The sequence below is a fragment of the Humitalea rosea genome, from assembly GCF_003253705.1.
GTDB classification, from domain to species: domain Bacteria; phylum Pseudomonadota; class Alphaproteobacteria; order Acetobacterales; family Acetobacteraceae; genus Humitalea; species Humitalea rosea.
Genome location: NZ_QKYU01000008.1, coordinates 12,120 through 36,359 on the forward strand (window position 1 = coordinate 12,120; position 24,240 = coordinate 36,359).

Below are 24,240 nucleotides of genomic sequence, written 5' to 3' on the forward strand. Positions count from 1 at the left end.
CGCGGCGACCGGCGGCGGGCGGGCGCGTCAGCCCGTCGTGACGCCGGCGCTGCGCACCGCCTCGCGCCACTTCGCGATCTCGGCGAGGACGAAGGCGGTGCATTCCTCCGGGCTCTGCGGCGCCGGGCTGCCGCCCAACTGCACCATGCGCGCGGCCATGGCGGGATCGCGCAGGATCGCGGTCACATCGGTATTGATGCGGGCCACGATCTCACGCGGGGTCGCCGCCGGAACCGCGAGCCCGGCCCAGCCGATGGCCGAAAAGCCCGGCAGGGTCTCGGCGATGGTCGGCACATCCGGCATCTGCGGCGCCCGCTGTGGCGAGGTCACGGCGATGGCGCGGATGCGGCCGCCCTGCACCTGCGGCAAGGCGCTGGAAACGCTGTCGAACATCAGTGGAATATTGCCCGACAGCAGATCGGCCATCGCCGGGCCGCTGCCGCGATAGGGCACATGGCTCAGCTTGATGCCGGCGCGGGCCGAGAACATCTCGGCCGACAAATGCTGCGACGTGCCGGGGCCGCCGCTGCCGTAATCGATGGTGCCGGGGGCGGCACGGGCGGCGGCGATCAGCTCTTCCGTGGTGCGCGGGGCGAAGCTGGGGCCGGCCACGATCACCAGCGGCACGGTGAAGACCGTGGTGATGTAGGAGAAATCCTTCTCCGCATCATAGGGCAGGTTGGGGATCAGGCTCGGGTTGATCCCGATCGTCCCGCTGGTGCTGACGGTGACGGTATAGCCATCGGCGGGCGATCGGAGCCCGGCCTCGGTGCCGACGACGCCGGCGCCGCCGGCCCGGTTCTCCACCACCACCCGCTGCGGCCAGCGCTGGGACAGCGTATCGGCCAGCAGCCGCACCATGGTGTCGGTCGCCTGGCCAGGCGGAAAGGGGATGAGGAAGCGGACCGGCCGGTTCGGCCAGGCCTCCTCGGCGAAGGCGGGGGTGGCGGCCAGGGGGCCGGACGTCAGGGCGGCGGCGGCCGTCAGCAGGCCGCGGCGGCGGATCTCATGGGTCATTGGGGCGTCTCCTTCGGCCGAATCCGATATATCAGGAGCGCGCCCGTTACGAGCCCCGGTAGGTCGAATAAGCCCAAGGGGTGCAGCCCAGCGGCACATGGTAATGCCCCTGCCCCGGCGCGATCCAGACGTTGATCGCGACCACATCGAGGAAGGGCGGCATCGGCCCCAGCCCCCGCGCGGCGAAATAGGCGCCGATGTGGAAGCGCAGCTCGTAGCGCGCGGGCACCGCCGCTTCCTCGGGCAGCAGCGGCACCGGGGAGCGGCCATCGGCATCGGTCATCACGCTGGCCAGGCGCCGCGGCGGATCTTCCATCTGGAACAGCTCGACCAGGACGCCGACGCCGGGGATGCCCTCGGCCTGGTTCAGCACATGGGTGGTGAGCAGGCTCATTCGGCGGCACTCCGCACTTCCTGGGGGATCGGGCTGGTCAGTTCCCATTCATCATAGCCGAGCAGGCTGTCGAGGTGCTGCCCCGCATCCTCCAGCCACAGCATCCGGCAAATGCCATCCACGAGCCGCGCCACGCCGAATTTCAACCCGCTGATCGAGGCGCCGGAGAGGCCCATGCTCGGCGTCGCGCCGTAGTTGATCAGATGGATGTGGCGCAGCCCCGGTGCCGTGCCCGGCGTCTTTTCCCGCAAGGCGAAGGTGGGTTCGAGATACGGGCAGGCGCCGAGCGCCGGCCATTCCAGCCCCTTCGGCGGCGTATAGACGTCGCGCCAGAGCAGGATGTGGGGTGCCAACCCCGCAAGCTCCGGCCGCAGCCCCATGTCGAAGCTGGTGCCGGTGCCGACGATGACATGATCGGCGCGATGCGGGCCTTGCGGGGTGTCGATGACGACCTCCTCGCCCTCCATCCGCGCGCCGAGGCTGGGCGCGCCCATGAACAGCGAGAAGCGCGGATCATGCGCGACGCGGTCCCAGCTTGCCTGCGGCGGCGGCTGGTTCAGGTCGAAGATGTGCCGGGTGAAGCGCCATTTCAGCGCATCGGGCATCGCGTGGAACTGGCCGAGGAACCCCGCCTGCTCCATCCAGCGGAAGGGGTTCACCCGCGGCATGGTCGGGCGGCGGACCAGCATGATGCCGGCGGCCGCGCCTTCCTCCAGCGCCGTCGCCAGATTGTCGAAGGCGGAAGCCCCGGCGCCGATCACGATCACCCGCTTGCCCGCCAATGCGGCGAAATCGACCGGCCCCGAGGTATGCGACACCCGATCCGCCGGCAGCGCGTCGAAGGGGGCCGGGATCGACCAGGCGCCCATCCCATCCATCCCCGTCGCCAGCACCGCTTTTCGCGCGCGCAGCGTGACCGGGCCTTCGGCGGTCATGACCCGCAGCAGCAGCAGGTCGGTCGCCGGGTCATGGTCGATGCCGGTGACGTCGTGCCCATAGCGCACCGGCAGCGCGAGGGTCGCCTGCACCCAATCCAGATAGGCCTGCCAATCGACGCGGCCGATCTTTGCCAGCGCCTCCCAGGCGGCATCGCCATCGCGGGCGCGGAAGAAGGCCTCCGGTGTCAGCGCCGGCACGCCAAGGTCGGGGCCCGAGACATGCTTGGGCGTCCGCAGTGTCCTCATGCGGGCAAAACTGGTCCAGCAGCCGGCGCCGCCGGGTGCGGCGCGGTCCAGGATAGCGACCCGCCCCACCATCTGCCGCCGTAGCCCGAAGGCGGTGGCGAGCCCCGCCTGCCCACCCCCGATGATCGCCACATCCAGCACATCCTCCCCCCGCGACGGCACCCATTCCTCGCGCGGGTAGGAGAGCAGCGCCAATTGGCGATGCACCTCGGCGGTCAGGGCGGGCAGGCTGTCGGACATCGGCGGGCGGTCCCCAAAGCAGGCGGTCTTGCACCGCAGCATGAGGGGCGGTTCCTTGTCGGCGCAAGATCGGAGACAGGCATGACCGTGGCACCCAATCTGGTGGCGGCGGTGCTGGCGGATCTGGGCAATCGCTGAGGCGCCGACGCCAAAAGTTCGCTATACGTTCTTGCGGTGCCACATCGCCCCGGCCACACTCCCGGGGGCTGCTTCGCGGGAAAAGACATGTTCGTGGTCGGGGTCCTGTGGACGGCGTTCTTCCTCGTCAACTTCAACATCGCCATGATGATCCCCCTGCTGCCCTTCGTGCGGCAGGCCCTGGGGCTGTCCGCCGAGCAATCCGGCTGGGTGCTGGCCGCCTTCCCGCTTGCGGCCCTGGTCGGCAATCTCGTCCTCGGCCCCTGGATCGACCGCTTCGGCCGCAAGCGCTTCATCGTCACCGGGGCCGCCACCTGCGCCGGGATCTTCCTGCTGACCGCCCTGGCGACCGGCTCGACCATGCTCATCCTCTGCCGGGCGGCCATCGGGCTGTGCATGCCGATGATCGGCGCCTCCACCTTCGCCGCCATCGCCGATTACATCCGCGCCGAGGACCGGGCGCGGATCGCGGGCTATGTCACCACCGCCGCGCCCATCGCCTTCCTGCTGTCGATGTCCCTTGGCGTCGTGCTCGGCGGGCTGTTTTCCTGGCAGGTGCCGCTGGTGCTGATCGCCGCCGTGGCGGCGGGGCTCGCGCTCTGCGCCGCGCGGCTGCCGCCGACGCCGCCCGGGGCGATGTCGCTGGCGCCGGTCACCGGCCGGACCTACAGCACCCGGCTGCTCTCCCTGTCCATGAACGCGGCGACCCGCTCGCTGTTCATTGGCTATGTCTGCTGGTCGGCGGGGATCTTCGTCTTTCTCGGGCTGTACCCGAGCTGGGTCGTCCAGCGCGGGCTCGCCGGGCATGGCCCGGGCAGCATCGGCGGGATGCTGCTGCTGGGTGAGGTCGGCGGGCTGATCGGGGCGTTGATCGCCGGCCGCCTCGCCCGGCTCACCACCCGGCCCTTCGGCACCTGTGCCCTTGCGGCCCTCGCGACCGCCGGTCTGGTCCTGGCCGTCCCCTTTGGGGAGGGCAGCCCGCTCTGGCAAACCCTTGCCTATGGCGGCTTCGCCTTCGGGCGGGATCTGATGCTGGCCCTGACCCTGGGGGGTGCGATGCTGCTGGTGCCGGCGGTGCAGCGCGGCAGCCTGAGCGCCATCCTCAACGCCCTCTACCAGACCGGGGCCACCGCCGGGCTGCTGGCCAGTGCCTGGCTCTATCGGCTGGAGCCGGATTTCATGGGCAATGCGGCCGCCGCCGGCGTGCTGCTGCTCCTGGCGGGGGCGAGCCTGTGGTCGATCGCCCCGGCCAGGGCCGAGCCCCCGTAACGCCCGCCCCGCCGCCCGCGCGGGGCGGGCTTGCGGCCTCTGGCCTTCCCTCCGGGCTCGGTTACGGGCAGGAAGCGGGCCGAAACGCTTCCTTCACGGACAACTGGCATGAGCCCCAAACTCTCCCTGCCCAAGGACCGCATCCGCATCCTGTTGCTGGAGGGGATCTCCGACACCGCCGCCGCGACCCTGCACGAGGCCGGCTACCGCTCGGTCACCCGCATGGCCAAGGCGCTGGACGGGGCGCTGCTGCATAATGCGCTGAAGGGGGTGCATCTGCTCGGCATCCGCTCGCGCACCCAGATGGATGCCGCCGCCTTCGCCGCGGCGGACCGGCTGATCGCGGTCGGCTGCTTCTCGGTCGGCACCAACCAGGTCGATCTGGAGGCCGCCAAGGCGATCGGCGTGCCGGTGTTCAACGCGCCCTTCAGCAACACGCGCAGCGTCGCCGAGCTGGTGATGGGCGAGATCGTGATGCTGATGCGCCGCATCCCCGACAAGTCCAACGGCGCCCATGCCGGCCGTTGGGAGAAATCCGCCGAAGGCTCGCGCGAGGTGCGCGGCAAGACCCTCGGCATCATCGGCTATGGCAATATCGGCACCCAGCTCAGCGTGCTGGCCGAGGCTTTTGGCCTGCGCGTGATCTTCCACGACGTGATCCCCAAGCTCGCCCACGGCAATGCCTCGGGCAACACGCCGCTGCCCGTGCTGCTGGCGCAGAGCGACATCGTCAGCCTGCATGTCCCGGAAACCGCGGCGACCGAGGGGCTGATGTCGCGCGAGATGATCGCGCGGATGAAGCCGGGCGCGGTGCTGATCAACAACAGCCGCGGCACCGTGGTGGATCTGGACGCCCTGGCCGATGCGCTGCGCGAGGAGCGCCTCGCCGGGGCGGCCGTCGATGTCTTCCCGGTCGAGCCGGGCAAGCCCAACGACATCTTCCGCAGCCCGCTCCAGGGCCTGCCGAACGTGATCCTGACGCCGCATATCGGCGGCAGCACGATGGAAGCGCAGGAGCGCATCGGCGAGGAGGTCTCGCGCAAGCTGGTGGACTGGTCCGACACCGGCACCACCCTCGGTGCGGTGAATTTCCCGGAAGTGGCGCTGCCGGCGCGGCAGATCGGCACCCGCTTCATCCATGTCCACCGCAACCAGCCGGGCGTGCTGGCCGCGGTGAACGACATCTTCCGCGAGGCCCGCGCGAACGTCGCCGCCCAGTTCCTGCAGACCGATCCGCAGATCGGCTATGTGGTCGTCGATGCCGAGGGGATCGAGGACACCGAGGCCGTGCAGGAGGCCCTGCGCACCGTGCCGGGCACCCTGCGCTGCCGGGTGCTCTACGACCGCGGCTGACGCCCTTCAGGCCGGGTGCAAGGTCACCGCCAGGGTTTCCCAAGGGGCGGCGGCCAGCGCCGCCCCCATGGCGGCGGCATCGGGATAGGTCGCGGGGGCGGGCAGCCGCCGCACCTCGGTCTCGACCCGCAGGGCATCGCCCAGGAACGGCCAGGGGTCGCAGATCAACGCCCGCGGCCCGGCCCGGCGGAAGGTCAGCGGCCGGGTGCCGCCATCGGCGGTGGGGGCGTGGCCGGCGACGGTGCCGGCCTCGGTCGTATCGCCCCAGCAGATCACCAGCGACATCTGATCGACCGCGGCGAGCAGCGCGCTGTTGGCGGCGACCTCGGCCTCGCTCGCGCCAAGCTGGCTGATCCAATCGGCCTGCCTGACCGCCTGCTCGGCCATATAGGCATCGGCCGCGGCGGCATCCTCGGCGGCGACGCGGTGGCGGTCCATGAAGCGCGTGTAGATCAGCGTGCCGTGGCGCGAGATCAGCAGCGCCGGCCACAGCCCCCAGGCCGCGAGCGCACGGTCCACGCCGAGCGACCACATCGGCGCATGGATGCGGGCGCCGACATGGCGAAAACCCCGCGGCTGGCCTGTTTCGGCATCGAAGCCGGGCGCCAGCTCCCAGTCCAGCCAGGCGATGTCATGCTGGGCGCAGGCCAGCACCACCGGCTCCAGCGGCGCCGGGCGATGGAAGCCGGGCGCACCCCAGGCGCGGGCCAGTTGGCCGGAGACCACCGCATGCGCGGGCTGGCTGATGCAGAGCAGATCGCCGTCGGGAAGGGTTTGGAGCAGCATCCGGCCATGCTGCGGCGGGACGATCGGGTCCGCAACCATCGAGCGAGCTTGCGTCGTTACTCACGCTTCATCATGGTGCGGCGCGATAGGGTCAAGGGGACAGGCTATGCGCCTTGCGGTGCTGAAGGAACGTCGCGGGGGCGAGACCCGTGTGGCTGCGACGCCGGAAACGGTGAAGAAGTTCATCGCGCTGGGCTGCACCGTTGCCGTCGAATCCGGGCTTGGGCTGCATGCCGGGCTGACTGACGCCGCCTATGCCGAGGCGGGCGCAGACGTCTTCGCCGATGCCGCCACCGTGCTCTCCGGGGCGGGGATTGTGCTCAAGGTCCGCGCGCCCCTCGGCACCGGCGAGGGCGAGGTCGACGAGTTGATGCTGATCCCGCGCGGCGCGCTGGTGATCGGCACGCTCGGCGCCGATGCGGCCGCCGCACAGCGTTTTGCCATGCTCGGCCTGGATGCGGTCTCGATGGAACTGCTGCCGCGCATCACCCGGGCGCAGTCGATGGATGTGCTGTCCTCGCAGGCGAACCTCGCCGGCTACCGCGCGGTGATCGAGGCCGCCTTCGCCTATGACAAGGGCTTCCCGATGCTGATGACCGCGGCGGGCACCATTCCGGCTGCGAATGTGCTGGTGCTGGGTGCGGGCGTCGCGGGGTTGCAGGCGATCGCGACCGCGCGCCGCCTCGGCGGCCGGGTTTCGGCCAGCGACGTGCGCCCGGCGGCCAAGGAGGAAATCAAGAGCCTCGGCGCCGCCTTCGTCGGCTATGAGGATGAGGAGACCAAGGCGGCGCAGACCTCGGGCGGCTATGCCAAGGCGATGAGCCCGGAATACCTCGCCAAACAGGCCGAGGTCGTGGCCGTGGCGGCGGCGAAGGCGGACATCGTGATCTGCACCGCGCTGGTCCAGGGCCGCCGCGCCCCGATCCTGCTGAACGAGGCGATGGTCGCCGCGATGAAGCCGGGCTCGGTCGTGGTCGATCTGGCGGCCGAGGCCGGCGGCAATTGCGCCGCGACCGTCCCGGGCGAGGCCATCACCACCGTCAATGGCGTGAAGGTGCTGGGCTATCGCAACTGGCCGGGCCGCATCGCCGGTGCGGCGAGCAACCTCTACGCCCGCAACCTGCTGACCTTCCTGACCACCTTCTGGGACAAGGAGGCCAAGGCCCCCCTCCTGGTCGAGACGGATGACATCATCAAGGGCGCGCAGATCACGCGCGCGGGCGCCGTGGTGCACCCGAATTTCCTGCCCAAAGCGGCATAAGGAGAGCGAGCGATGAACCCGACCGATCTCGCCATCCAGGCGAAGGTCCAGGCCGAACAGGCCATGAGCCTCGCGGAACGCGCCATGGCCGCGGCCCATGCGATACAGCCGCTGGCCGAGGCGGCGCATCCCTTCCTGCTGCTGCTGACGATCTTCCTCCTCGCCTGCTTCGTCGGCTACTACGTCGTCTGGTCGGTGACCCCGGCGCTGCATTCGCCGCTGATGGGCGTCACCAACGCGATCTCCTCGGTGATCGTGGTCGGCGCCATCCTGGCCGCCGGCATGGCCGAATCGCCGACCGCCCGGGTCTTCGGCTTCCTCGGCGTCACCCTTGCGTCCGTAAATATCTTTGGCGGCTTCATCGTGACGCGACGGATGCTCGCGATGTTCAAGCGGAAGGGCTGAGGCCATGGAGACGATTTCCACCCTCGCCTATCTGGTCGCCTCGGTGCTGTTCATCCTCGCCTTGCGCGGGCTGTCCCACCCCGAGAGCAGCCGCCAGGGCAACATGTTCGGCATGGTCGGCATGGGCATCGCCGTGCTGGCGACGCTGTTCCACCAGGGGATCGATGCCGGCGGCTTCGCGCTGATCATCGTCGCCATCGCGATCGGCGGCAGCATCGGCACGGTGCTGGCGCGACGCATCCAGATGACCTCGCTGCCGCAGCTTGTGGCCTTCTTCCACAGCCTGGTCGGCATGGCGGCGGTGTTTGTCGCGGCCGCGGCCTTCTACTCGCCGGAATCCTTCGGGATCGGGACGCAGGGGCATATCAAGCCCTCCTCCCTCGTCGAGATGACGCTCGGCCTCGCGATCGGCGCGGTGACCTTCTCCGGCTCGCTGATCGCCTTCGCCAAGCTCGACGGACGCATGTCCGGCGCGCCGATCCTGTTCCGCAACCAGCATTGGCTGAACCTCGGCCTCGGCATCCTGATGCTGGTGCTGGCGATCGCCTTCATCACCACGGGGCACCCGCTGCTGTTCTGGGCGATCGCGCTGCTGGCCTTCGGGCTCGGCTTCCTGCTGATCATCCCGATCGGGGGCGCCGACATGCCCGTGGTCGTGTCCATGCTGAACAGCTACTCGGGCTGGGCGGCGGCGGGCATCGGCTTCACCGTCGGCAATCTGCTGCTGATCGTCACCGGCGCGCTGGTCGGTGCCTCGGGCGCGATCCTGTCCTACATCATGTGCAAGGGCATGAACCGCAGCATCATCAACGTGTTGCTGGGTGGCTTCGGCACCGATCCCTCGGCCGCGGCGGCCACTGGCGGCAGCGCCGGCCCCGCCCGCCCGGTCAAGGCGGGCAGCGCCGAGGACGCAGCCTACATCATGAAGAACGCCCAGAAGATCATCATCGTGCCGGGTTACGGCATGGCGGTGGCCCAGGCGCAGCAGGTGGTCCGCGAAATGGCCGATCTGCTGAAGAAGGAAGGGGTGGAGGTCTCCTACGCGATCCACCCCGTCGCGGGCCGCATGCCCGGCCATATGAACGTGCTGCTGGCCGAGGCGAACGTGCCCTACGACGACGTGCATGAGCTGGAGGAGATCAATCCGGAATTCGCCGAGGCCGATGTCGCCTATGTCATCGGGGCGAATGACGTGACCAATCCGGCGGCCAAGACCGACAAATCCTCGGCCATCTACGGCATGCCGATCCTGGATGTGGAGAAGGCGAAGACCGTCTTCTTCGTGAAGCGCGGCATGGCCTCGGGCTATGCCGGCGTCGAGAACGAACTGTTCTTCCGCGACAACACGATGATGCTGTTCGGCGACGCGAAGAAGGTGACGCAGCAGATCGTGCAGGCACTGCAGAAGTAACCCACACCGGGGTTGCGGGGCAGTGTCGCCCCGCAACCCCAGGATGAGGGGACGTGTTGGACGAAATCACGCGGCGGCTGCCGGACCGGATCCTGATGGGGATCGTGGGGGCCTTGGTCTCGCTACGCAGCCTCGCGCTGCTGTGGGGCATCGTTTAGGCAAGCCAAAAGGCGGGGCCACGCAATGCGCAGCCCCGCCTTCCAGAATTCCGGTGCGATACGCCCGCCGAAGCAGGCGTGGCGGCTTAGAAGCCTTCGCGTTCGAGCCGCTTGCGCTCGACCTTGCGGGCGCGGCGGACCGCTTCCGCGGCCTCACGCGCGCGGCGCTCGGACGGCTTCTCATAGTGGCGGCGAAGCTTCATCTCGCGGAAGACGCCCTCACGCTGGAGCTTCTTCTTCAGCGCCTTGAGCGCCTGATCGATGTTATTGTCGCGGACGACGACCTGCACGCGGGGCTACTCCTGCCGATATGGGCGAAAGGGAAACTGCGCCGAACCCGGGGCCCGTCGCGGAAGGCCTGTGTCTAGCATGGTGTCGCGCCGGGGGGAAAGCCCCCGTGGCTCAGGAACAGGGACGAATGCCCCTTTCACCAGGAAATCCCTGGCGGGGTGGTCGCAGGCCCTGTCGCGACGCCAATTCAGCCCCTATCTGCCATCCATGTCCATCCTGAAGATATCCCGACTCGGCCACCCCGTGCTGCTGCGCCCCGCCGAGCCCATTATCGACCCAAGCGCGCCCGAAATCCGGCGACTCGTGCGCGACATGGCCGAAACCATGCTGGATGCCTCCGGCCTCGGCCTCGCGGCGCCGCAGGTCTATCAATCGCTGCGCCTCTTCGTCTGGCGGCAGGGTGAGGGCGTGGCGGCGCTGCTGAACCCCGAGATCGTGGCGCTCGATCCGCCGGAGACCCTGGGCTGGGAGGGCTGCCTGTCCATCCCCGGCCTACGCGGCGCGGTGAAGCGCAGCCTGCGGGTCGGCTTCCGTGGCCTGGACCTTGAGGGCCATGAGGTCGAGGGCGAGGCCGAGGGCATGGTCGCCCGCGTGATGCAGCACGAGTTCGACCATCTGAACGGCGTGCTCTACCCGATGCGGATGCATGACCTTTCGCTGCTCGGCTTCACCGAGGAGCTTGCCCGCCATCCCCCCGCGGAGAATGCGACATGATCGAACGCAGCCCCGAACGCGACGCCGCCCTGCGGGCCATGCTGCCGCAGGTGCCGGAGTTCGGCTGGACCGAGCAGGCCCTGCAACGCGGCCTCGCCCGCGCCGGCCTGCCGGTGGAGGATGCGCCCTTCCTGTTCCCGGCCGGCCCCATCGGCATGGTCGAGGCGTTCAGCGACCTCGCCGATCGGGACATGGAGGCAGCCGCCCTCGCCGAGTCGCTGTCCGAACTGCGGGTTCCCGCGCGCATCCGCCGCGTGATCGCCCTCCGGCTGCAAGCGGCGCAGCCGCATAAGGCAGCGTTGCGGCGCGGCCTGGGGCTGCTGGCCTTGCCCTGGAACCTTCGGGTCGCGCTGCGCTGCACGGCACGGACGGTCGATTCCATGTGGCATGCGGCCGGGGACACCTCGGCCGATTTCTCCTGGTACACCCGGCGGGCATCGCTGGCGGCGGTCTATGCCACCACCCTCGCCTTCTGGCTCGCGAATGCCGATGAGGATCTGACCGCCACACTCGGCTTCCTCGACCGTCGCCTGGCCGGGTTGGCGCGGATGTCGCGGCGCCCGGCGGCACAAGCGGCCTGAGCCGCGCGTTTTCCATCGCCAGGCCCACCCGGCCCCGTTAACCTTCCGCACAATATTGTGAGGGGGGAGTATTCGGGTGGGTCATATCTTGCGCGGGCTCGTCATGGGGCTTGCCGTTGCCGTCTGTTCTCCGGCCGCGCGGGCACAATCCTGCCTCGCCGCAGCGGACCGCCAGGCCTTCGACGTCCGGGCGCTGCAAAGCCAGCTGATGGTCGCCGCCATCACCTGCGGGATGGAGCAGCCGTACAACCAGTTCGTGCGGCGCCACCAAGGCGAGCTGCGCCGCGCCTGGTCCACAATCCAGGGCCATTTCCGCCGGCGTGGTGAGGGGCAAGGCGGCACCGACCGCTACATCACCGGCCTCGCCAATACTCATTCGCAAGACAGTCTCCGCTACGGCGACGCCTTCTGCCGCAGTGTCGGTGGGTTGTTCGATGCGGCGCTGGCCGCACCCAATGGGGTGGCGCTGCAGCAGCTCACGCTAACGGGGCAGATTTCGACCTTGCAGGACGCGCCGGCCTGCACGCGCCCGGCGCCGCTGCGAGTGGCGACCACCAACGGGAGGTAATCTTCCCGGAGGCCAGACGCAAAAAAGGGGCACTCCTCGCGGAGCGCCCCATTCCTGTTGGACCCAGCCCCGGGGGGCTGGGTCCGGATGATCAGCGCAGGACGATCTCGACGCGACGGTTCTGCGGCTCACGCACGCCATCGGCGGTCGGGACCAGCGGGCGGCTCTCGCCGAAGGCCTGGACCACGATCTGCTCGCGGGCCACGCCAAGGCGGGTCAGCTCGGCAGCAACGGTCTCGGCGCGACGCAGCGACAGGCGCTGGTTGTACTGCGGGGTGCCCGAACGGTCGGCGTGGCCGGAGACCTCGATGCGGGTCACCTGGACGCGACGGCTGTTGGTGGCCGCTTCGCCGATGATCTGGCGGGCGCGGTCGGTCAGGTCGGCGCGATCCCAGTCGAAGAAGACCAGGTAGGTGCGGGCCGGGGCCGGGGCGGCCGGCGGGGTCGTCACGACGACGGGCACCGGGGCGGGAGCGACGCCGAAGGCGTAGCGCAGGCCAACGAGCAGCGAGTGGTTGAAGTTCTCGGTCTCGATCTTCGCACGGCCAGCGGTCACGACGCCGGTCGGGGTCGTCACGCGGCCATCGACTTCCGGCGAAAGCGTGCCGAGGAAGCGGTATTCGGCGGTCAGCGACAGGCCGGGGACGGCTTCGATCGGCAGGGCGGCGCCCACGATCGCCTGATAGGCGAAGCGGCCGTCATCGCCATCGATGCGCACGCCGTTCACGCCCGGAGCGGAAGAACGGACGTTATCCCAGTTCTGGATGACATAGCCGGCGCCGAGGCCGACGTAGGGGACAACCGGCAGGCCCAGGTCGAAGTCGTACAGGGCATTCGCCATGACGCCATAGGACTGGGTGAAGCCACCGCTGACGGCGCGGTTGCCCGTGGCGCCGCGGAAGCCCGAGATGCTGTCGATCTTGTTGGAGCGGAAGTTGCCTTCCAACTCGGCGCGGACACCATTGCCGAAGCCGTAGCCGATGCTGAGCACGCCGACGTAGCCGGTCTCGAACGAGGCGGTGCCGGTGCGGGTGCCGATGCCGGCATTGGTGAGAGCGGTGCGGCCCGCGGCGTTCGCGACCGAGAGGTCCGAATCCTGCAGGAAGTTCACACCAGCCCCACCGCCGATGTAGACACCCGAGACGGGCTGCGCCTGGGCGGCAAGCGGCAGGCTCAGGACGGTGGCGGCGAGAAGCGCCGTTTTGAGGTTCATCGAATTTCCCCTTCGAATTCTATTCGGCTGCGTCGGAAGTCGTGACCGAATGGCCGTCCTGACCAACACTGCGTTGAAAGGTCCGATAGCACTTCGTACGAAGCCTTGCCTACTGTGTCCGTACAAGAGATCGGTTACTGTTGCTGTGCGGCCACAGTGGTTATCGGCAAATTGGTCACAGTCCCGCGAGGGCGGCCCCATCCGGCAGGAACCCCAGCGCGCCCGTCGGAAAACGGCGCGTCGCATGGCCCATCTTCCGGCCCGGACGGGCCTCCGCCTTGCCATAGAGATGCAGCGCCACATCGGGCTGGGCGGCGAGGTCCAGGACCCGCGCCATCCCCTCCTGCCCCACCAGATTCCGCATCACCGCATCGGCATGGCGGCCCGGCGGCGGCAGCGGCAGGCCGGCCACGGCGCGGATATGCAGGTCGAACTGGCTGACCGCGCAGGCATCCATGGTCCAATGCCCGGAATTATGCGGCCGCGGCGCCATTTCATTGCCGAGCAGCCGTCCGTCTTCCAGCAGGAAGAACTCGACCGCGAGCACGCCCACCAGTTCCAGGGCCGTAGCCATCGCCGCCGCATGGGCGCGGGCCGCCGCCGCCGTGGCGGCGGGAATACGCGCCGGCGCATAGGAGAGGTCGAGAATATGGTTCCGGTGCCGATTCTCGATCGCATCGAAGGTGACGGTCGCGCCATCCGCCCCGCGGGCCACGATCGCCGAGACCTCGGCGACGAAGGGGATGAAGGCCTCGGCGATCAGCGGATGCGGCGCGAGGCGGTCGAAGGCGGCCTCGGCCTCGGCCAGCGTCTTCACCACCGCCTGGCCGCGACCGTCATAGCCAAGGCGGGTCGTCTTCAGCACCGCGGGCAGCCCGGTCCGCGCCAGCGCCGGGGCAAGGTCGGCCGGCTGCGCGATCAGCGCCCAGGCGCCGACCGGCACCCCGGCCTCGGCCAGCACGCGCTTCTCGACCGCGCGATCCTGGCAGGCGGCGAGCACATGCGGCCCGGGGCGGCAGGCGACGCGGCCCTCAAGCGCCGCCAGGGTCGCATGCGGCACATTCTCGAATTCGAAGGTCACGACATCGACCGCGTCGGCGAAGCCGATCAGCGCGTCCATGTCGCCGTACTCGGCCACGGTGCTCTGGCTCATGACCTGGGCGCCGGGGCCCGCGACCTCGGGCGAAAACACATGGGTGCGGTAGCCGAGCCGCGCCGCCGACAGCGCCGACATCCGCCCCAACTGCCCGCCGCCGAGGATGCCGATGGTCGCCCCCGGCGCCAAAGGCACGGGCAGGCTCATGTTGGCGCCTCGGCCACCGCCTCGGTCTGTTCGGCGCGCAGCGCCTCCAGCCGTTCGGCCAGCGCCGGATCGGACAGGGCCAGGATCGCCCCGGCCAGCAGCCCGGCATTCACCGCCCCCGCACGGCCGATCGCCAGCGTGCCGACCGGGATTCCGGCCGGCATCTGCACGATCGAGAGCAGGCTATCCATGCCGTTCAGCGCCTGGCTCTGCACCGGAACGCCGAGCACCGGCAGCCGGGTCATCGCCGCCGCCATGCCCGGCAGATGCGCCGCCCCGCCGGCCCCGGCGATGATCACGCGCAGGCCGCGCCCCGCGGCGCCACGGGCGTAGTCATAGAGCCGCTCGGGCGTGCGATGGGCGGAGACGACGCGGGTCTCGAAGGGGATGGCCAGGCGTTCCAGCATCTCGGCGGCGTGGCGCATGGTCTCCCAGTCGCTGCGGCTGCCCATGATGACGCCGACGAGCGGGCTCACGCCGAGATATCCGGCACCAGGCGGCTTTCGATCCAGGCGAGCTCATCCTTGAGCTTCAGCTTGCGCTTCTTCAGCCGCTGCAGGTGCAGCAGGTCCGCCGCACCGCCCTCGATCCGCGCGATCACGGTGTCGAGGTCGCGGTGCTCGGTGCGGAGCTCATGAAGGCGTCGGAGCAGGGCGTCGCGATCGGCAAGCATGGCGTGCGGGCGGTGTCCGACAAAAGGCCAGGGGGGAAAACAAACCCGGCGCGGGTTTTGAATGCGCGGGGAGCGCCCCATGTGGTTACCATGGACGGCGGCGGGCGCGCCAGTCGGCGCCGCCCCCGCCAGTCCATACGGTGAAGCACGAGGAGGACGCCTGCCCATGGCCAGCATCGCCAGATTGCGCGCACTCGAGGAACGTCATGCCGCGCTGGAGCGGCGGATCGAGAGTGAGGATGGCCGGCCCCAGCCGGACAATGCCGCCCTCAGCCAACTCAAGCGCGACAAACTGCGGCTGAAAGAGGAAATGCAGAAATTCCGACCCGATCCGCGATAGCGGACCGGGCTGACCCCCTCAGAGGGCCCTGGTTACAGGACCAAGCTCAGTGGTTACAGACTCAGGCGGCGTCATCCGCCTGGGCGTCGGCCAGCGGGACATTGGCCCGCTCGCCCAGCGGCGCGAGGGCCGTGTAAAGATCCGACTGGCTGCACAGGCCGAGGATCACCGGGTCGCGCGGCTTGATGTTGCTGCTGTTCCAATGGGTCCGGTCGCGCACCTTGGCGATGGTCTCCTTGGTGGTGCCGAGCAGCTTGCCGATCGCCGCGTCCGAGAGCAGCGGGTGGTTCCGCAGCAGCCAGGCGATGCCGTCCGGCCGGTCGTTGCGCTTGGCCACGGGGGTGTAGCGCGCGCCCTTGCCCCGCGCCTTCGGCGCCGGGGTGGCGGAGGCGAGGATTTGCAGCCGCAACGCGGGGTCGGCCTCGCAACGCGCGATTTCCTCCTTCGTCAGCTGCATGTTGGCGACCGGATCGTAGCCGACGATGCCCTGGGCGACCTCGCCATCGGCGATCGCCTGCACTTCCAATGGATGCATGCCGACGAAATCGGCAACCTGCTCGAAGGTCAGGGCGGTCTTGTCGATCAGCCACACGGCGGTGGCCTTGGGCATCAGGGGCGTGGACATGGGCGGCACCTTGGATCTGGCGTGCGTAAAAGATAACGCTGCGGCGGCACCAGGGACGCGGCCTTAGGCCGGCCGCGAAAAGGGCGGCCGGCGGCGAAAGGGCCGCGCCGCGGGTTCGGGGTCGATATAGGTGCCCCCGGCCGCAGGGTCAAAGCCGATATCTGGCTTCCATGCGCCGGGGCTGGCATTTTTGCCACGGCAGAACCGGGCAGGAGCAAAGACATGCAGGAAGAAGAGGGGCCACGCCGGCGGGACGCATTCCAGCCCCGCGTGCTGGACGCGATGGGGGAGGAGGATCTCTCCGCCTATATCGGCGAGCTGCGTGGGGAAATCGCCAGGGCCGAGGCGGCGATCCAGGCGCGCCGCGCGCAGAAGCTGGCCGCGGCGGCCTTCTTCCGGCCCGGCTGAGGCACAAAAAAAGGGGCCGGCGGTCGCCCGCCGGCCCCTCTTTGGTCAGGCGGCCTGCTGGGCCGGCTCGGCTTCCAGCACCCGCGGCGCCTGCGGCGCGGCCGAGGCGATCTGGATGCGGCGGGGCTTCAGCGCCTCCGGCACCACGCGGCGCAGGCTGACATGCAGCAGGCCATTGACCAGCTCGGCGCCCGAGACGGTCATATGGTCGGCCAGCACGAAGCGGCGCTCGAAGGCGCGGCCGGCGATGCCACGGTGCAGGTAGCGGTGCTGCCCCTTGTCTTCCGGCAGGCGGCCGGAGATCACCAGGGTATTGTCCTGCGCGCTGATATCGAGGTCGTCCGACGCGAAGCCGGCGACGGCCATGGTCAGGACATAGGTGTCCTCACCGGTCTTCTCGATATTGTAGGGCGGGTAGGACGGGACATCCGCCGTCGTGCGGGCGGTGTCGAGCAGGCGCGCCATGCGGTCGAAGCCGATGGCGGAACGGAACAAGGGCTGGAAATCGACGGTCATCTGAAAAACCTCCTGCATCAGCAAGGTCTGTGACATGGCGGATCGGTCAGGCAGGTCCCCGAGATGGGCAACCCATGGCGAAACCAGCAAGGGGAAAAAACCCAGCCGGACCGCGATCCACCGCCGACGACCCCATCAGGGCATCGCCAGCATGCAGGAGATGGAAAATCCCCCGCCCCGGTTCAAGAGGGGGGCGAGGGAGAAGGTTCAGGGCGCCTTCTTGATGCCGAGGCCGGCGAACTTCTTGTTGAACTTCGCGACCTGGCCGCCGGTGTCCATGATGCGCTGCACGCCGGTCCAGGCCGGATGCGACTTCGGGTCGATGTCCAGACGCAGGGTGTCGCCCGCCTTGCCCATGCAGGAGCGCGTCTTGAAGGTGCTCCCGTCGGTCATGATGAGGTTGATCTCATGGTAGTCGGGGTGGATGTCGGGCTTCATGGCGTGGATCCAGGGTCTGGCGCCGATACCGACCGGCGCGTGAGGATGGGGGCGTATAAGGGAGGGGGGCCGCCGCGGCAACCCGGGCGCGCGGTCAGGCGGCCGTGATCTCCCCCCGCTCGATGACGAAACGCGCCTCGACCAGCGGTTTCAGCAGCTCGGGGTTGCTCTCGGTGATCAATATCGCGACGTCGGGCAGCGCGTCCCGCAGGCGTCGCAGCGCCTCGGCATAGCGCTGCGCCAAAGCCGGGGCGAGGCCCTGGAAGGGTTCGTCCAGCAGCACAGCGCGGGTGCCCACCATCAGTGCCCGGCCGAGTGCCACCATCTTCCCCTGCCCGCCCGAAAGCCCGGCGGCGGGGCGGGGCGCCAGCACCTCCAGTTCCGGCAGCAGGGTGAAGATGGCGTCCAGCCGGCGCGCGATCTCGGCTTTCGGCAGGCGCAGCACCTCGGCCGGCAGCAGCATGTTCTGGCGCACGGTGAAGGCACCGAACAGCCGCCGCTCCTCGGGCGCATAGCCGATGCCGAGGCGGGCGCGGTGGTGCGCGGGCACCCTTGCCGCATCCTCGCCGGCCAGCAGCAGCCGCCCGCCCCCCAGCGGCACCAGCCCCATGATGGCGCGCAGGGTCGTGGTCTTGCCCGCGCCATTGCGCCCGATCAGGGCCACGCGCCCGCCGGGCGGCACCTGCATCGAGACGGCGCGGAGCACGCCGGTGCCGGCGATGGCGACGGAGACGCCCTCCAGCGCGATCATGGCAGCAGCGGGCCCGCTTCGATGCCGATGACCTCGCGGCGCACCTCCGGGTCCTCCAGCACCTGGGCGGCGGGGCCGAGCGCCAGGATCTGGCCCTGCGACCAGACCGCGACGCGGTCGGCGAAGCGGGCCACCACATCCATGTCATGCTCGACGAAGACGGCGGTGACGCCCGCCTGCCGCAGCACGCGGACCAGGGTCTCGACGATCGCCATCTTCTCCGAGGCCGCGACGCCGGAGGTCGGCTCATCCATCAGCAACAGCCGCGGCTTCAGCGCCACGGCCATGGCGATGTCGGTCAGCTTGCGTGCGCCCTCGTTCAGCGCATCGGCGCGGGCATGGGCCAGCGGCAGCAGGCCGAAGCTGTCCAGCAGCGCCTCCGCATCGCGCCGGTATTCGGGGCGCAGCAGGGCGCGCCAGGGCGACCAGAAGCCGGCATGGGCCGCGACGGCCAGGGCGGCATTCTCCAGCACGGTATGCTCGCCCGAAAGCTGCGGCAGTTGGAAGGACCGGGCGATGCCCCGGCGCACGATCTTGCGCGGCGGCAGGCCCAGGATCGGCTGGCCGTCGAAGGCGATGCTGCCCGCCTGCGGCCGCAGATAGCCGGTGGTCATGTTGATGAAGCTGGTCTTGCCCGCCCCATTCGGGCCGATGATCGCCAGGAACTCGCCCTGCATCACATCGAGGTCGATGCCATCCGCCGCGCGCACGCCCCCGAAGGCGAGCCGCAGGCCACGGGCCGAGAGCAGCACGCTCACGCGCGGCGCCCCCGGCGCAGCAGCGCCTCGATCACGCCCCAGAGCCCGCGCGAGGCGAAGAGAATCACCCCCAGCAGCACGCTGCCGAGGATCAGCTGCCAGGAATCGGCCAGGGTCGCGGCGGCATAGACGCGCACAAGCTCGAAGGCGATGGCGCCCAGGAACGGCCCCAGCACCGCCCCTGCCCCGCCGAGCACCGCGATGAAGACCAGCTCGCCGGATGCGGTCCAATAGCCCAGCAGCGGCGTCACATGCCGCGTCGTCATGGCGATGATCGCGCCCGCGCAGCCGGCCAGGAAGGCCGAGGCGACATAGGCGAACAGCAGCGCCGCGCGGGCGGAGATGCCCATGAATTCCAGCCGCGTCTCCCGCGTCTTGATCGCGCTCAGCGCCTGGCCCATCGGCGAGGCGAGGTAGATCCGCGCCAGCCACCCCGCGACCAGGCAGAGGCCCAGCGCGATCCCGAACAGCGCCCATTCGTAGCCGTCCCGCGTCAACGCCATGCCGGCGACGCGGGGCGGCTGGACCCGGATGCCGTCGGTGCCCCGGGTGAAATGGTAGAATTTCTCCAGCAGCGAATAGAACACCATGCTGAGGGCCAGGTTCATCATGCCGAAGAAGATCTCCCGGTAGCGGGAGACGAAGAGGCCGATCACCAGCCCGAGCAGTGCCGCACCCAAGGCCGCCAGCGGCAGCAGCACCAGCGCCTCGGGCACCAGAGGTGCGAGGAAGGCCACGACATAGGCGGCGAAGGCGACATACAGCGCGTGCCCAAAGCTGACCTGCCCCGCCCGCAGCAGCAGCAGGATGCCGAGCACCGCGAGCCCCTTGGCCAGCGCGATGGTCAGCACGAATTTCAGCCAGGGCGCGCCGAAGGCGATGGCGACCAGCGCCGCGGCACCGGCCAGCGCCAGCAGCGCCTCCTGTTTCCCGCCCGGCCTAGACACGCCGCGTCACCGCCACGCCGAACAGCCCCTGCGGCCGCACCAGCAGCACCGCGACCATGATGATGTAGGGCACCACGACCTCGAACTCCGGCGCGAAATAGACGGCGATGGAGCGACCCAGGCCGATCATCAGCGCCGCGATCGCCGCCCCCTCGATCCGCCCGAGCCCCGCCGTCGCGACCACGGCGAAGCTCAGCACGATGGTCGAGGCCCCGACCCCCGGCACCACCGAGGCGGTGGGCGAGGACAACGCGCCCCCGAGCGCCGCCAGCGCCGCGCCGAAGGTGAAGGTCAGCAGGAAGACCCGCGTGCTGTCGATGCCGATGGCGGTCGCGGCCTCGCGATCCTCGGTGACCGCGATGATGACGCGCCCGGTCAGCGTCCGCCGCAGGAACAGCGTCAGCCCGACGAGCACCGTCAGCGCCACCCCCGGCAGCAGAAGAAGCTGATAGGCGTTGAAGGGGATCACATCCGCGCCGAAGGGCACGTCGATGGTGCCGAGCAGCCGCGTCGCGGTGTCGTTCTGCATCGGCTGCACGCCCCAGATCAGTTTTTGGACATCCTCCAGGATCATGAACAGCGCGAAGGTCACCAGCAGTTGCAGCACCGGGTCCTTGTCATAGATCCGGCGCAGCAGCAGCGTCTCGATCAGCGGCCCCGTCACCGCCCCCACCAGCGCCGCCGAGAGCACGATCGCCGGCAGCGAGGCCCAGGCCGGCAGCCCGAGCGAGGCGGCGAAGATCCCGGCACTCGCCGCGGTATAGGCGCCGATCGCATAGAGCGAGCCATGCGCGACGTTCAGGATGCGCATCACGCCGAACACCAGGGTCAGCCCCACCGCGACCATGAAGATCAGGGCAGCGGAGGAAATCCCGTCCAGCAGCGCCAACCCCAGCAGCAGGCCGTTGTCGGCGAACCAGTCGGCCATCAGGCGTAGGGGATCGGCGCCGGCATATCCGCGAGAATGTCCGGCTTCAGGGTCTTCAGCCAGTCGGTGCTGATCTTGCCGGCCGGCGTCGTCACCATCTCGGCGGGGAAGATCACCATATTGTCCAGCACCGCGAAGTCATGCGTGTCCACGCGCTTGGAGGTGCCGATGAGCTGCTGCTCCAGCCCCTGGCCATCCGCGCGGATCGTCATGCGGCTGGTGGGCGTGTCGTATTCCAGCCCCGGGAAGGCCGCCGCCAGCTCGACCTGGTTCGGCCAGGCGCCGCCCTTGGCCGCCAGCGCCTTGGCGTAGCCCGCCTGCAAGGCCGACAGCGCCTGCGCCATGTGGAAGACCGGATAGATCGGATAGGCGTTGTAGCGGCGGCGGTAGTTTTCGACGAAGCGGGTCAGATGCGCCTTGTCGCGCGGGCGCGGATGCATGTGCCAGTGATCGCCGCGCGCGCCGATGATATGCCCCGCCGGCAGGCTGCGCCCGACCCGCTCCAGTGAGGATTCGGCCAGCGGCATCACGAAGGTCGAGCGTTCGAACAGCCGCCGCTCATTGGCCTGGCGGATGAAGGTGTCCAGATCCCCGCCCCAGGAGGCGGAGAGGATCACATCCGGCCGCAGCGCCAGCAGGCGGGTGATCTCGGTGGAGAAATCGGTGGAGCCGAAGCGCGGGAACAGCTCGGCGACGACGCGCGCATCGGGCTTCAGCGCCGCCTGCGCGGTGCGCCAGATCTCCCAGGAATCCCGGCCCCAGGCGTAATCCTGGTTGACCACGGCGACGGTGCGGAAATTCGGCTTGGTCTTCAGCAGATAGAGCAGCGGCGCCAGGATTTCCGGCGTCGCATTGGCCTGGGTGCGGAAGGCGTATTGGTAACTATGCTCCTCGAAGATGCGCTGCGTGCCGCAATCCCAGAGCAGCGTGACCTTCTTCAGCTCCTCGGCCAGCGGCGTGCAGGCGAGGCAGGAGCCGGAGGAGATCGAGGCGAGCATCACATCGACCTGCTCGTTCTGCACCAGGCGCCGGAATTCGCCGACCAGATGGTCCAGGCCCGGCCCCTCATCGACGAAGATCGCGCGCAGCGGGACGCCGCCGATGCCGCCCGCGGCATTGATCTCCTCGATCAGCATCTCCGCCGCCTGCTTGCCCGGCACGCCGAACACCGAGGCGGGGCCGGAGAGGAAGGTGGTGATGCCGAGCTTGATCTCGGTGGGTCTGGTGCCTTGTGCCTGCACCGCGTTGCGCAGCGCATCCGGCAGGAACACCCCGCCAAAGCCCGCGCCGAGCAGGAGTCCGCGACGGGAGAAATCACTGTCGATCATGGCCGTTTCCCTGGGGCACGTCCGCTGCGCGGATCATTGTCCGGGGAGTATGGAGACCGCCCGCATCCCGGCGCAAGGCCCGCGCCGGCCATGCGGCCCGCGCGCATTGCCCCGCCCGGCCCCCGCCCCTAGCCTCGCCGGAGCAGTGAACGGGGCTCGCGCCGCTTGAACATCCTCTCCATCCAGTCCTCGGTCGCCTACGGGCATGTCGGCAATTCCTCGGCGGTCTTCCCATTGCAGCGGCTGGGGGCCGAGGTCTGGGCGATCAACACGGTCCAGTTCAGCAACCACACCGGCTATGGCGCCTGGCGGGGCGAGGTGTTTTCGGCCGGGCTGATCCGCGAGCTGCTCCAGGGCATCGCCGAGCGCGGCGTGCTGCCGGGGTGCTCGGCCGTGCTCACCGGCTACATGGGCGATGCCGCGATCGGGGAAGCGATCCTGGATGCCGTCGCCCAGGTCAAAGCGGCCAATCCCGAGGCGATCTGGTGCTGCGACCCGGTGATCGGCGATGTCGGCCGCGGCATCTTCGTCCGCCCCGGCATCCCCGAGTTCTTCCGCGACCGCGCCCTGCCGATGGCCGATCTGGTCACGCCCAACCAGTTCGAGTTGGAATGGCTGACCGGCACCGCCGTCACCACGCTGGCTGAAGCGCGCGCGGCCTGCGCCGCCTTGTCGGCGCTGGGGCCCCGGATCGTGATGGTGACGAGCCTCGCGGTCGAGGACACGCCCGCCGATTGCGTCGATCTGCTGGTCGCCGAGGCCGGCCGTTGCCACCGGCTACGCACGCCGCGGCTGGCGCTTTCGGTCAATGGCGCGGGGGATGCGATCGCGGCGCTGTTCCTGTTCCACGTGCTGCGCGGCGCCGGCGGGGCCGGGGCCATGGCGGCGGCCGCCAGCAGCATCTGGGGCCTGCTGCGCGCGACCGAGGCCGCGGGTTCACGCGAGATCCTGACCGTCGCGGCGCAGGAGGAATTCGTCTCCCCGAGCCGGCACTTCACGCCCGAAGAGGTCTAGTTTGTGTGGACTCTAGGGAGTCCCGATCTGTGTTGGACGTGATTCAAGGCGGCCTTGGGCGTGATGGACGATTGGTGCTGAGCGATACGGCATGGGAGCGGATGGCGCCGCAAGGGCGTGTGATGGCGCATCTTCGAGGCCATGTCGGACGACCCTGACTTCGAATACCTGATCGTCGACAGCACCATCATCCGTGCCCATCAACACGCCGCCGGCGCCCCAAAGGGGGTCTGAAGATCAGGCCCTTGGCCGTTCCCGCGGCGGGCTGAGCACCAAGATCCATCTGGCCGTCCGGGGCCTCGGCATGCCTGTGCGCTTTACGCTGACCGGCGGCCAGCGCGGCGATTGTCCGCGGACCCACGCCCTGATCGAGAACCTGCCCGCCGAGGTCGTCATGGCCGACACCGCCTACGACCGCCGATCCTCTGCCACGCGCCACGAGAAGACCACAAGACACTACCGCGCCATCGTCACCATCCTAATGCCTATGGCAAGTGTCCACAGGGCCAGCATTACAGTTGTATTTTGGTTTACGGTGTAAGAGCCGCGCTGCGGCTTGATGCGGCGGATTTCCTGGATCGACCAACGGATCAGCGCAGGCGCGACAGCGTCCTCATCCTGGGTTGTGTTTTTGGGGGCGTCGTGGTGTTCGCATGATGCCGGATGGCCTGCTGACGCCAAGGGCCGGGGTCGCCGGTCGCCTCCGCCCGCATCCATCCGGTCTTGCGCCGTGGAGTTGCCCAGCAGCCCATCCAGGAACAGCCCCGCCGAAGCCGCTACCCGCGCTTGCGTGAACAAGGGGCGCATGCGTGCCTTGATGTCACGCAGCGAGGCAGCCCAGAGCTCCAGCGATCGTCTCGACCGATGCGCCAGACATCCATGACCTCCCAAATCATGGCTGCCCAGTGATTGCCAGGCCTGCTGTATCTCCGTCTTCAGCGGCACTGACGCGGCTCGGGCAATGGCCATCGTGAAACGCGGCCGATACCATCGTATGGCGTCCAATCTGGAGCGGCATCTGCGGATCATATGAGAGCGACATCTCAGAGCCTCACAATGCGGTCTGGAGGGAAGTCCTGAACATCGGGCAAAAGCCCGCCCGGTCTCGGAGCCCGGTCTCGGAGATCAACCTCGCGTCCTGGGCCTCCATTCGGCCACGGCCGCCGCCTGCCGCGACCGGGGGACCTCGCCGAGTGGCTTCTGCTGGCGAAGCCTGTGCAACCCGGGC

At 69.3% G+C, this 24,240-nt stretch carries 28 protein-coding genes and 2 pseudogenes; 12 read left to right on the forward strand and 18 right to left on the reverse strand.

Translation table 11 applies throughout. The annotated features are described in order from the left end of the window. Positions 1–27: 27 nt before the first annotated feature. From C8P66_RS08215 to C8P66_RS08225, 3 genes are read right to left on the reverse strand one after another with little or no spacing between them, the layout of a single operon-like run. Positions 28–1,017: a Bug family tripartite tricarboxylate transporter substrate binding protein gene (locus C8P66_RS08215; RefSeq protein WP_111397769.1), complete on the reverse strand. Its 990-nt coding sequence runs from the start codon at positions 1,015–1,017 to the stop codon at positions 28–30. A 46-nt stretch (positions 1,018–1,063) separates the two neighbouring features. Further along, positions 1,064–1,411, reverse strand: coding sequence for a hydroxyisourate hydrolase (gene uraH / locus C8P66_RS08220; RefSeq protein WP_111397770.1), 348 nt, complete (start codon positions 1,409–1,411; stop codon positions 1,064–1,066). Then, the gene (locus tag C8P66_RS08225; protein WP_245903327.1) at positions 1,408–2,877 is read right to left on the reverse strand and encodes a SidA/IucD/PvdA family monooxygenase; all 1,470 of its coding nucleotides are present in this window, start codon (positions 2,875–2,877) and stop codon (positions 1,408–1,410) included. The genes uraH and C8P66_RS08225 overlap by 4 nt, the downstream gene beginning before the upstream one ends. A gap of 183 nt (positions 2,878–3,060) precedes the next feature. Between C8P66_RS08225 and C8P66_RS08230 the strand changes: the two genes are divergently transcribed. Both C8P66_RS08230 and serA read left to right on the forward strand, forming a co-directional pair. Then, positions 3,061–4,242 carry an MFS transporter gene (locus C8P66_RS08230; protein ID WP_111397771.1) on the forward strand — a complete coding sequence of 394 codons (1,182 nt, stop codon included), beginning with the start codon at positions 3,061–3,063 and terminating at the stop codon, positions 4,240–4,242. A 108-nt stretch (positions 4,243–4,350) separates the two neighbouring features. Next, on the forward strand, positions 4,351–5,595 hold the full coding sequence (serA, locus tag C8P66_RS08235; RefSeq protein ID WP_111397772.1) for a phosphoglycerate dehydrogenase: 1,245 nt from the start codon (positions 4,351–4,353) through the stop codon (positions 5,593–5,595). Positions 5,596–5,601: 6 nt separating this feature from the next. Here serA and C8P66_RS08240 read toward each other — a convergent pair whose 3' ends face one another. Further along, positions 5,602–6,420 carry a DUF3891 family protein gene (locus C8P66_RS08240; protein ID WP_111397773.1) on the reverse strand — a complete coding sequence of 273 codons (819 nt, stop codon included), beginning with the start codon at positions 6,418–6,420 and terminating at the stop codon, positions 5,602–5,604. A 67-nt stretch (positions 6,421–6,487) separates the two neighbouring features. Here C8P66_RS08240 and C8P66_RS08245 point away from each other — a divergent pair, with 67 nt between their 5' ends. The 3 genes from C8P66_RS08245 to C8P66_RS08255 are packed head-to-tail and all read left to right on the forward strand — an operon-like array spanning position 6,488 to position 9,458. Next, positions 6,488–7,642, forward strand: a complete 1,155-nt coding sequence (locus tag C8P66_RS08245; RefSeq protein WP_111397774.1) for an NAD(P) transhydrogenase subunit alpha — start codon at positions 6,488–6,490, stop codon at positions 7,640–7,642. Positions 7,643–7,654: 12 nt separating this feature from the next. Next, the gene (locus C8P66_RS08250) at positions 7,655–8,047 is read left to right on the forward strand and encodes an NAD(P) transhydrogenase subunit alpha (RefSeq protein WP_111397775.1); all 393 of its coding nucleotides are present in this window, start codon (positions 7,655–7,657) and stop codon (positions 8,045–8,047) included. 4 nt (positions 8,048–8,051) lie between these two features. Further along, positions 8,052–9,458, forward strand: a complete 1,407-nt coding sequence (locus C8P66_RS08255) for an NAD(P)(+) transhydrogenase (Re/Si-specific) subunit beta (RefSeq protein WP_111397776.1) — start codon at positions 8,052–8,054, stop codon at positions 9,456–9,458. A gap of 244 nt (positions 9,459–9,702) precedes the next feature. On the opposite strand, the gene rpsU is transcribed toward C8P66_RS08255, so the two are convergent. Continuing rightward, the gene (rpsU, locus tag C8P66_RS08260) at positions 9,703–9,906 is read right to left on the reverse strand and encodes a 30S ribosomal protein S21 (protein ID WP_007006360.1); all 204 of its coding nucleotides are present in this window, start codon (positions 9,904–9,906) and stop codon (positions 9,703–9,705) included. Between the two features lie 208 nt (positions 9,907–10,114). On the opposite strand from rpsU, the gene def reads away from it, so the two are divergent. The 3 genes from def to C8P66_RS08275 all read left to right on the forward strand — a co-directional run bounded on the left by def (position 10,115) and on the right by C8P66_RS08275 (position 11,770). Then, positions 10,115–10,621: a peptide deformylase gene (gene def, locus C8P66_RS08265; protein WP_111397777.1), complete on the forward strand. Its 507-nt coding sequence runs from the start codon at positions 10,115–10,117 to the stop codon at positions 10,619–10,621. After that, positions 10,618–11,202: a COQ9 family protein gene (locus C8P66_RS08270; RefSeq protein WP_111397778.1), complete on the forward strand. Its 585-nt coding sequence runs from the start codon at positions 10,618–10,620 to the stop codon at positions 11,200–11,202. The genes def and C8P66_RS08270 overlap by 4 nt, the downstream gene beginning before the upstream one ends. A gap of 76 nt (positions 11,203–11,278) precedes the next feature. Next, complete coding sequence (locus C8P66_RS08275) at positions 11,279–11,770, forward strand: hypothetical protein (protein WP_146422766.1); 492 nt, start codon at positions 11,279–11,281, stop codon at positions 11,768–11,770. A gap of 91 nt (positions 11,771–11,861) precedes the next feature. Here C8P66_RS08275 and C8P66_RS08280 read toward each other — a convergent pair whose 3' ends face one another. The 4 genes from C8P66_RS08280 to C8P66_RS08295 form a co-directional block, all read right to left on the reverse strand. Beyond that, entirely contained in the window at positions 11,862–12,983 is a 1,122-nt protein-coding gene (locus C8P66_RS08280) for an OmpA family protein (RefSeq protein ID WP_111397780.1), read from the reverse strand. A gap of 175 nt (positions 12,984–13,158) precedes the next feature. After that, complete coding sequence (locus C8P66_RS08285; protein WP_111397781.1) at positions 13,159–14,286, reverse strand: 5-(carboxyamino)imidazole ribonucleotide synthase; 1,128 nt, start codon at positions 14,284–14,286, stop codon at positions 13,159–13,161. Next, a complete protein-coding gene (gene purE / locus C8P66_RS08290; protein ID WP_111397909.1) occupies positions 14,283–14,738 on the reverse strand; it encodes a 5-(carboxyamino)imidazole ribonucleotide mutase in 456 nt (151 codons plus the stop codon). Before purE ends, C8P66_RS08285 begins: the two co-directional genes overlap by 4 nt. A gap of 20 nt (positions 14,739–14,758) precedes the next feature. Then, a complete protein-coding gene (locus C8P66_RS08295; protein ID WP_111397782.1) occupies positions 14,759–14,959 on the reverse strand; it encodes a YdcH family protein in 201 nt (66 codons plus the stop codon). A 166-nt stretch (positions 14,960–15,125) separates the two neighbouring features. On the opposite strand from C8P66_RS08295, the gene C8P66_RS08300 reads away from it, so the two are divergent. Continuing rightward, a complete protein-coding gene (locus tag C8P66_RS08300) occupies positions 15,126–15,299 on the forward strand; it encodes a YdcH family protein (RefSeq protein WP_111397783.1) in 174 nt (57 codons plus the stop codon). A gap of 61 nt (positions 15,300–15,360) precedes the next feature. On the opposite strand, the gene C8P66_RS08305 is transcribed toward C8P66_RS08300, so the two are convergent. After that, positions 15,361–15,924, reverse strand: coding sequence for a DUF1013 domain-containing protein (locus C8P66_RS08305; RefSeq protein WP_111397784.1), 564 nt, complete (start codon positions 15,922–15,924; stop codon positions 15,361–15,363). A 222-nt stretch (positions 15,925–16,146) separates the two neighbouring features. On the opposite strand from C8P66_RS08305, the gene C8P66_RS08310 reads away from it, so the two are divergent. Then, positions 16,147–16,332, forward strand: coding sequence for a DUF1192 domain-containing protein (locus C8P66_RS08310; protein ID WP_111397785.1), 186 nt, complete (start codon positions 16,147–16,149; stop codon positions 16,330–16,332). A 45-nt stretch (positions 16,333–16,377) separates the two neighbouring features. On the opposite strand, the gene C8P66_RS08315 is transcribed toward C8P66_RS08310, so the two are convergent. The 7 genes from C8P66_RS08315 to C8P66_RS08345 all read right to left on the reverse strand — a co-directional run bounded on the left by C8P66_RS08315 (position 16,378) and on the right by C8P66_RS08345 (position 21,998). Beyond that, complete coding sequence (locus tag C8P66_RS08315; RefSeq protein ID WP_111397910.1) at positions 16,378–16,848, reverse strand: Hsp20 family protein; 471 nt, start codon at positions 16,846–16,848, stop codon at positions 16,378–16,380. Positions 16,849–17,055: 207 nt separating this feature from the next. After that, positions 17,056–17,286 carry a 50S ribosomal protein L31 gene (gene rpmE, locus C8P66_RS08320; RefSeq protein WP_111397786.1) on the reverse strand — a complete coding sequence of 77 codons (231 nt, stop codon included), beginning with the start codon at positions 17,284–17,286 and terminating at the stop codon, positions 17,056–17,058. 94 nt (positions 17,287–17,380) lie between these two features. After that, complete coding sequence (locus C8P66_RS08325; protein WP_111397787.1) at positions 17,381–18,037, reverse strand: ATP-binding cassette domain-containing protein; 657 nt, start codon at positions 18,035–18,037, stop codon at positions 17,381–17,383. Next, positions 18,034–18,795 (reverse strand): ABC transporter ATP-binding protein, encoded by a 762-nt coding sequence (locus C8P66_RS08330; RefSeq protein ID WP_111397788.1) that lies wholly within the window; start codon positions 18,793–18,795, stop codon positions 18,034–18,036. Before C8P66_RS08330 ends, C8P66_RS08325 begins: the two co-directional genes overlap by 4 nt. Beyond that, complete coding sequence (locus C8P66_RS08335; RefSeq protein WP_111397789.1) at positions 18,792–19,742, reverse strand: branched-chain amino acid ABC transporter permease; 951 nt, start codon at positions 19,740–19,742, stop codon at positions 18,792–18,794. The genes C8P66_RS08330 and C8P66_RS08335 overlap by 4 nt, the downstream gene beginning before the upstream one ends. Then, the gene (locus C8P66_RS08340) at positions 19,735–20,670 is read right to left on the reverse strand and encodes a branched-chain amino acid ABC transporter permease (RefSeq protein ID WP_111397790.1); all 936 of its coding nucleotides are present in this window, start codon (positions 20,668–20,670) and stop codon (positions 19,735–19,737) included. Before C8P66_RS08340 ends, C8P66_RS08335 begins: the two co-directional genes overlap by 8 nt. Next, a complete protein-coding gene (locus C8P66_RS08345; RefSeq protein WP_111397791.1) occupies positions 20,670–21,998 on the reverse strand; it encodes an ABC transporter substrate-binding protein in 1,329 nt (442 codons plus the stop codon). Before C8P66_RS08345 ends, C8P66_RS08340 begins: the two co-directional genes overlap by 1 nt. 165 nt (positions 21,999–22,163) lie before the next feature. Here C8P66_RS08345 and pdxY point away from each other — a divergent pair, with 165 nt between their 5' ends. Beyond that, the gene (gene pdxY, locus C8P66_RS08350; RefSeq protein WP_111397792.1) at positions 22,164–23,012 is read left to right on the forward strand and encodes a pyridoxal kinase PdxY; all 849 of its coding nucleotides are present in this window, start codon (positions 22,164–22,166) and stop codon (positions 23,010–23,012) included. A gap of 87 nt (positions 23,013–23,099) precedes the next feature. Beyond that, positions 23,100–23,427: pseudogene (locus C8P66_RS08355) on the forward strand (transposase); the annotation flags it as partial. A 247-nt stretch (positions 23,428–23,674) separates the two neighbouring features. Here the strand turns inward: C8P66_RS08355 and C8P66_RS08360 are convergent. Next, positions 23,675–23,889 (reverse strand): annotated as a pseudogene (locus C8P66_RS08360) (IS701 family transposase); the annotation flags it as partial. Positions 23,890–24,240: the final 351 nt, after the last annotated feature.

Excerpts from the sequence above, each read along its gene's own strand:
- C8P66_RS08215 (WP_111397769.1), bottom strand. The coding sequence starts at position 1,017 with ATGACCCATGAGATCCGCCGCCGCGGCCTGCTGACGGCCGCCGCCGCC.
- uraH (WP_111397770.1), bottom strand. The coding sequence starts at position 1,411 with ATGAGCCTGCTCACCACCCATGTGCTGAACCAGGCCGAGGGCATCCCC.
- C8P66_RS08225 (WP_245903327.1), bottom strand. The coding sequence starts at position 2,877 with ATGCTGCGGTGCAAGACCGCCTGCTTTGGGGACCGCCCGCCGATGTCC.
- C8P66_RS08230 (WP_111397771.1), top strand. The coding sequence starts at position 3,061 with ATGTTCGTGGTCGGGGTCCTGTGGACGGCGTTCTTCCTCGTCAACTTC.
- serA (WP_111397772.1), top strand. The coding sequence starts at position 4,351 with ATGAGCCCCAAACTCTCCCTGCCCAAGGACCGCATCCGCATCCTGTTG.
- C8P66_RS08240 (WP_111397773.1), bottom strand. The coding sequence starts at position 6,420 with ATGGTTGCGGACCCGATCGTCCCGCCGCAGCATGGCCGGATGCTGCTC.
- C8P66_RS08245 (WP_111397774.1), top strand. The coding sequence starts at position 6,488 with ATGCGCCTTGCGGTGCTGAAGGAACGTCGCGGGGGCGAGACCCGTGTG.
- C8P66_RS08250 (WP_111397775.1), top strand. The coding sequence starts at position 7,655 with ATGAACCCGACCGATCTCGCCATCCAGGCGAAGGTCCAGGCCGAACAG.
- C8P66_RS08255 (WP_111397776.1), top strand. The coding sequence starts at position 8,052 with ATGGAGACGATTTCCACCCTCGCCTATCTGGTCGCCTCGGTGCTGTTC.
- def (WP_111397777.1), top strand. The coding sequence starts at position 10,115 with ATGTCCATCCTGAAGATATCCCGACTCGGCCACCCCGTGCTGCTGCGC.
- C8P66_RS08270 (WP_111397778.1), top strand. The coding sequence starts at position 10,618 with ATGATCGAACGCAGCCCCGAACGCGACGCCGCCCTGCGGGCCATGCTG.
- C8P66_RS08280 (WP_111397780.1), bottom strand. The coding sequence starts at position 12,983 with ATGAACCTCAAAACGGCGCTTCTCGCCGCCACCGTCCTGAGCCTGCCG.
- C8P66_RS08285 (WP_111397781.1), bottom strand. The coding sequence starts at position 14,286 with ATGAGCCTGCCCGTGCCTTTGGCGCCGGGGGCGACCATCGGCATCCTC.
- purE (WP_111397909.1), bottom strand. The coding sequence starts at position 14,738 with ATGGGCAGCCGCAGCGACTGGGAGACCATGCGCCACGCCGCCGAGATG.
- C8P66_RS08295 (WP_111397782.1), bottom strand. The coding sequence starts at position 14,959 with ATGCTTGCCGATCGCGACGCCCTGCTCCGACGCCTTCATGAGCTCCGC.
- C8P66_RS08300 (WP_111397783.1), top strand. The coding sequence starts at position 15,126 with ATGGCCAGCATCGCCAGATTGCGCGCACTCGAGGAACGTCATGCCGCG.
- C8P66_RS08305 (WP_111397784.1), bottom strand. The coding sequence starts at position 15,924 with ATGTCCACGCCCCTGATGCCCAAGGCCACCGCCGTGTGGCTGATCGAC.
- C8P66_RS08310 (WP_111397785.1), top strand. The coding sequence starts at position 16,147 with ATGCAGGAAGAAGAGGGGCCACGCCGGCGGGACGCATTCCAGCCCCGC.
- C8P66_RS08315 (WP_111397910.1), bottom strand. The coding sequence starts at position 16,848 with ATGACCGTCGATTTCCAGCCCTTGTTCCGTTCCGCCATCGGCTTCGAC.
- rpmE (WP_111397786.1), bottom strand. The coding sequence starts at position 17,286 with ATGAAGCCCGACATCCACCCCGACTACCATGAGATCAACCTCATCATG.
- C8P66_RS08325 (WP_111397787.1), bottom strand. The coding sequence starts at position 18,037 with ATGATCGCGCTGGAGGGCGTCTCCGTCGCCATCGCCGGCACCGGCGTG.
- C8P66_RS08340 (WP_111397790.1), bottom strand. The coding sequence starts at position 20,670 with ATGGCCGACTGGTTCGCCGACAACGGCCTGCTGCTGGGGTTGGCGCTG.
- C8P66_RS08345 (WP_111397791.1), bottom strand. The coding sequence starts at position 21,998 with ATGATCGACAGTGATTTCTCCCGTCGCGGACTCCTGCTCGGCGCGGGC.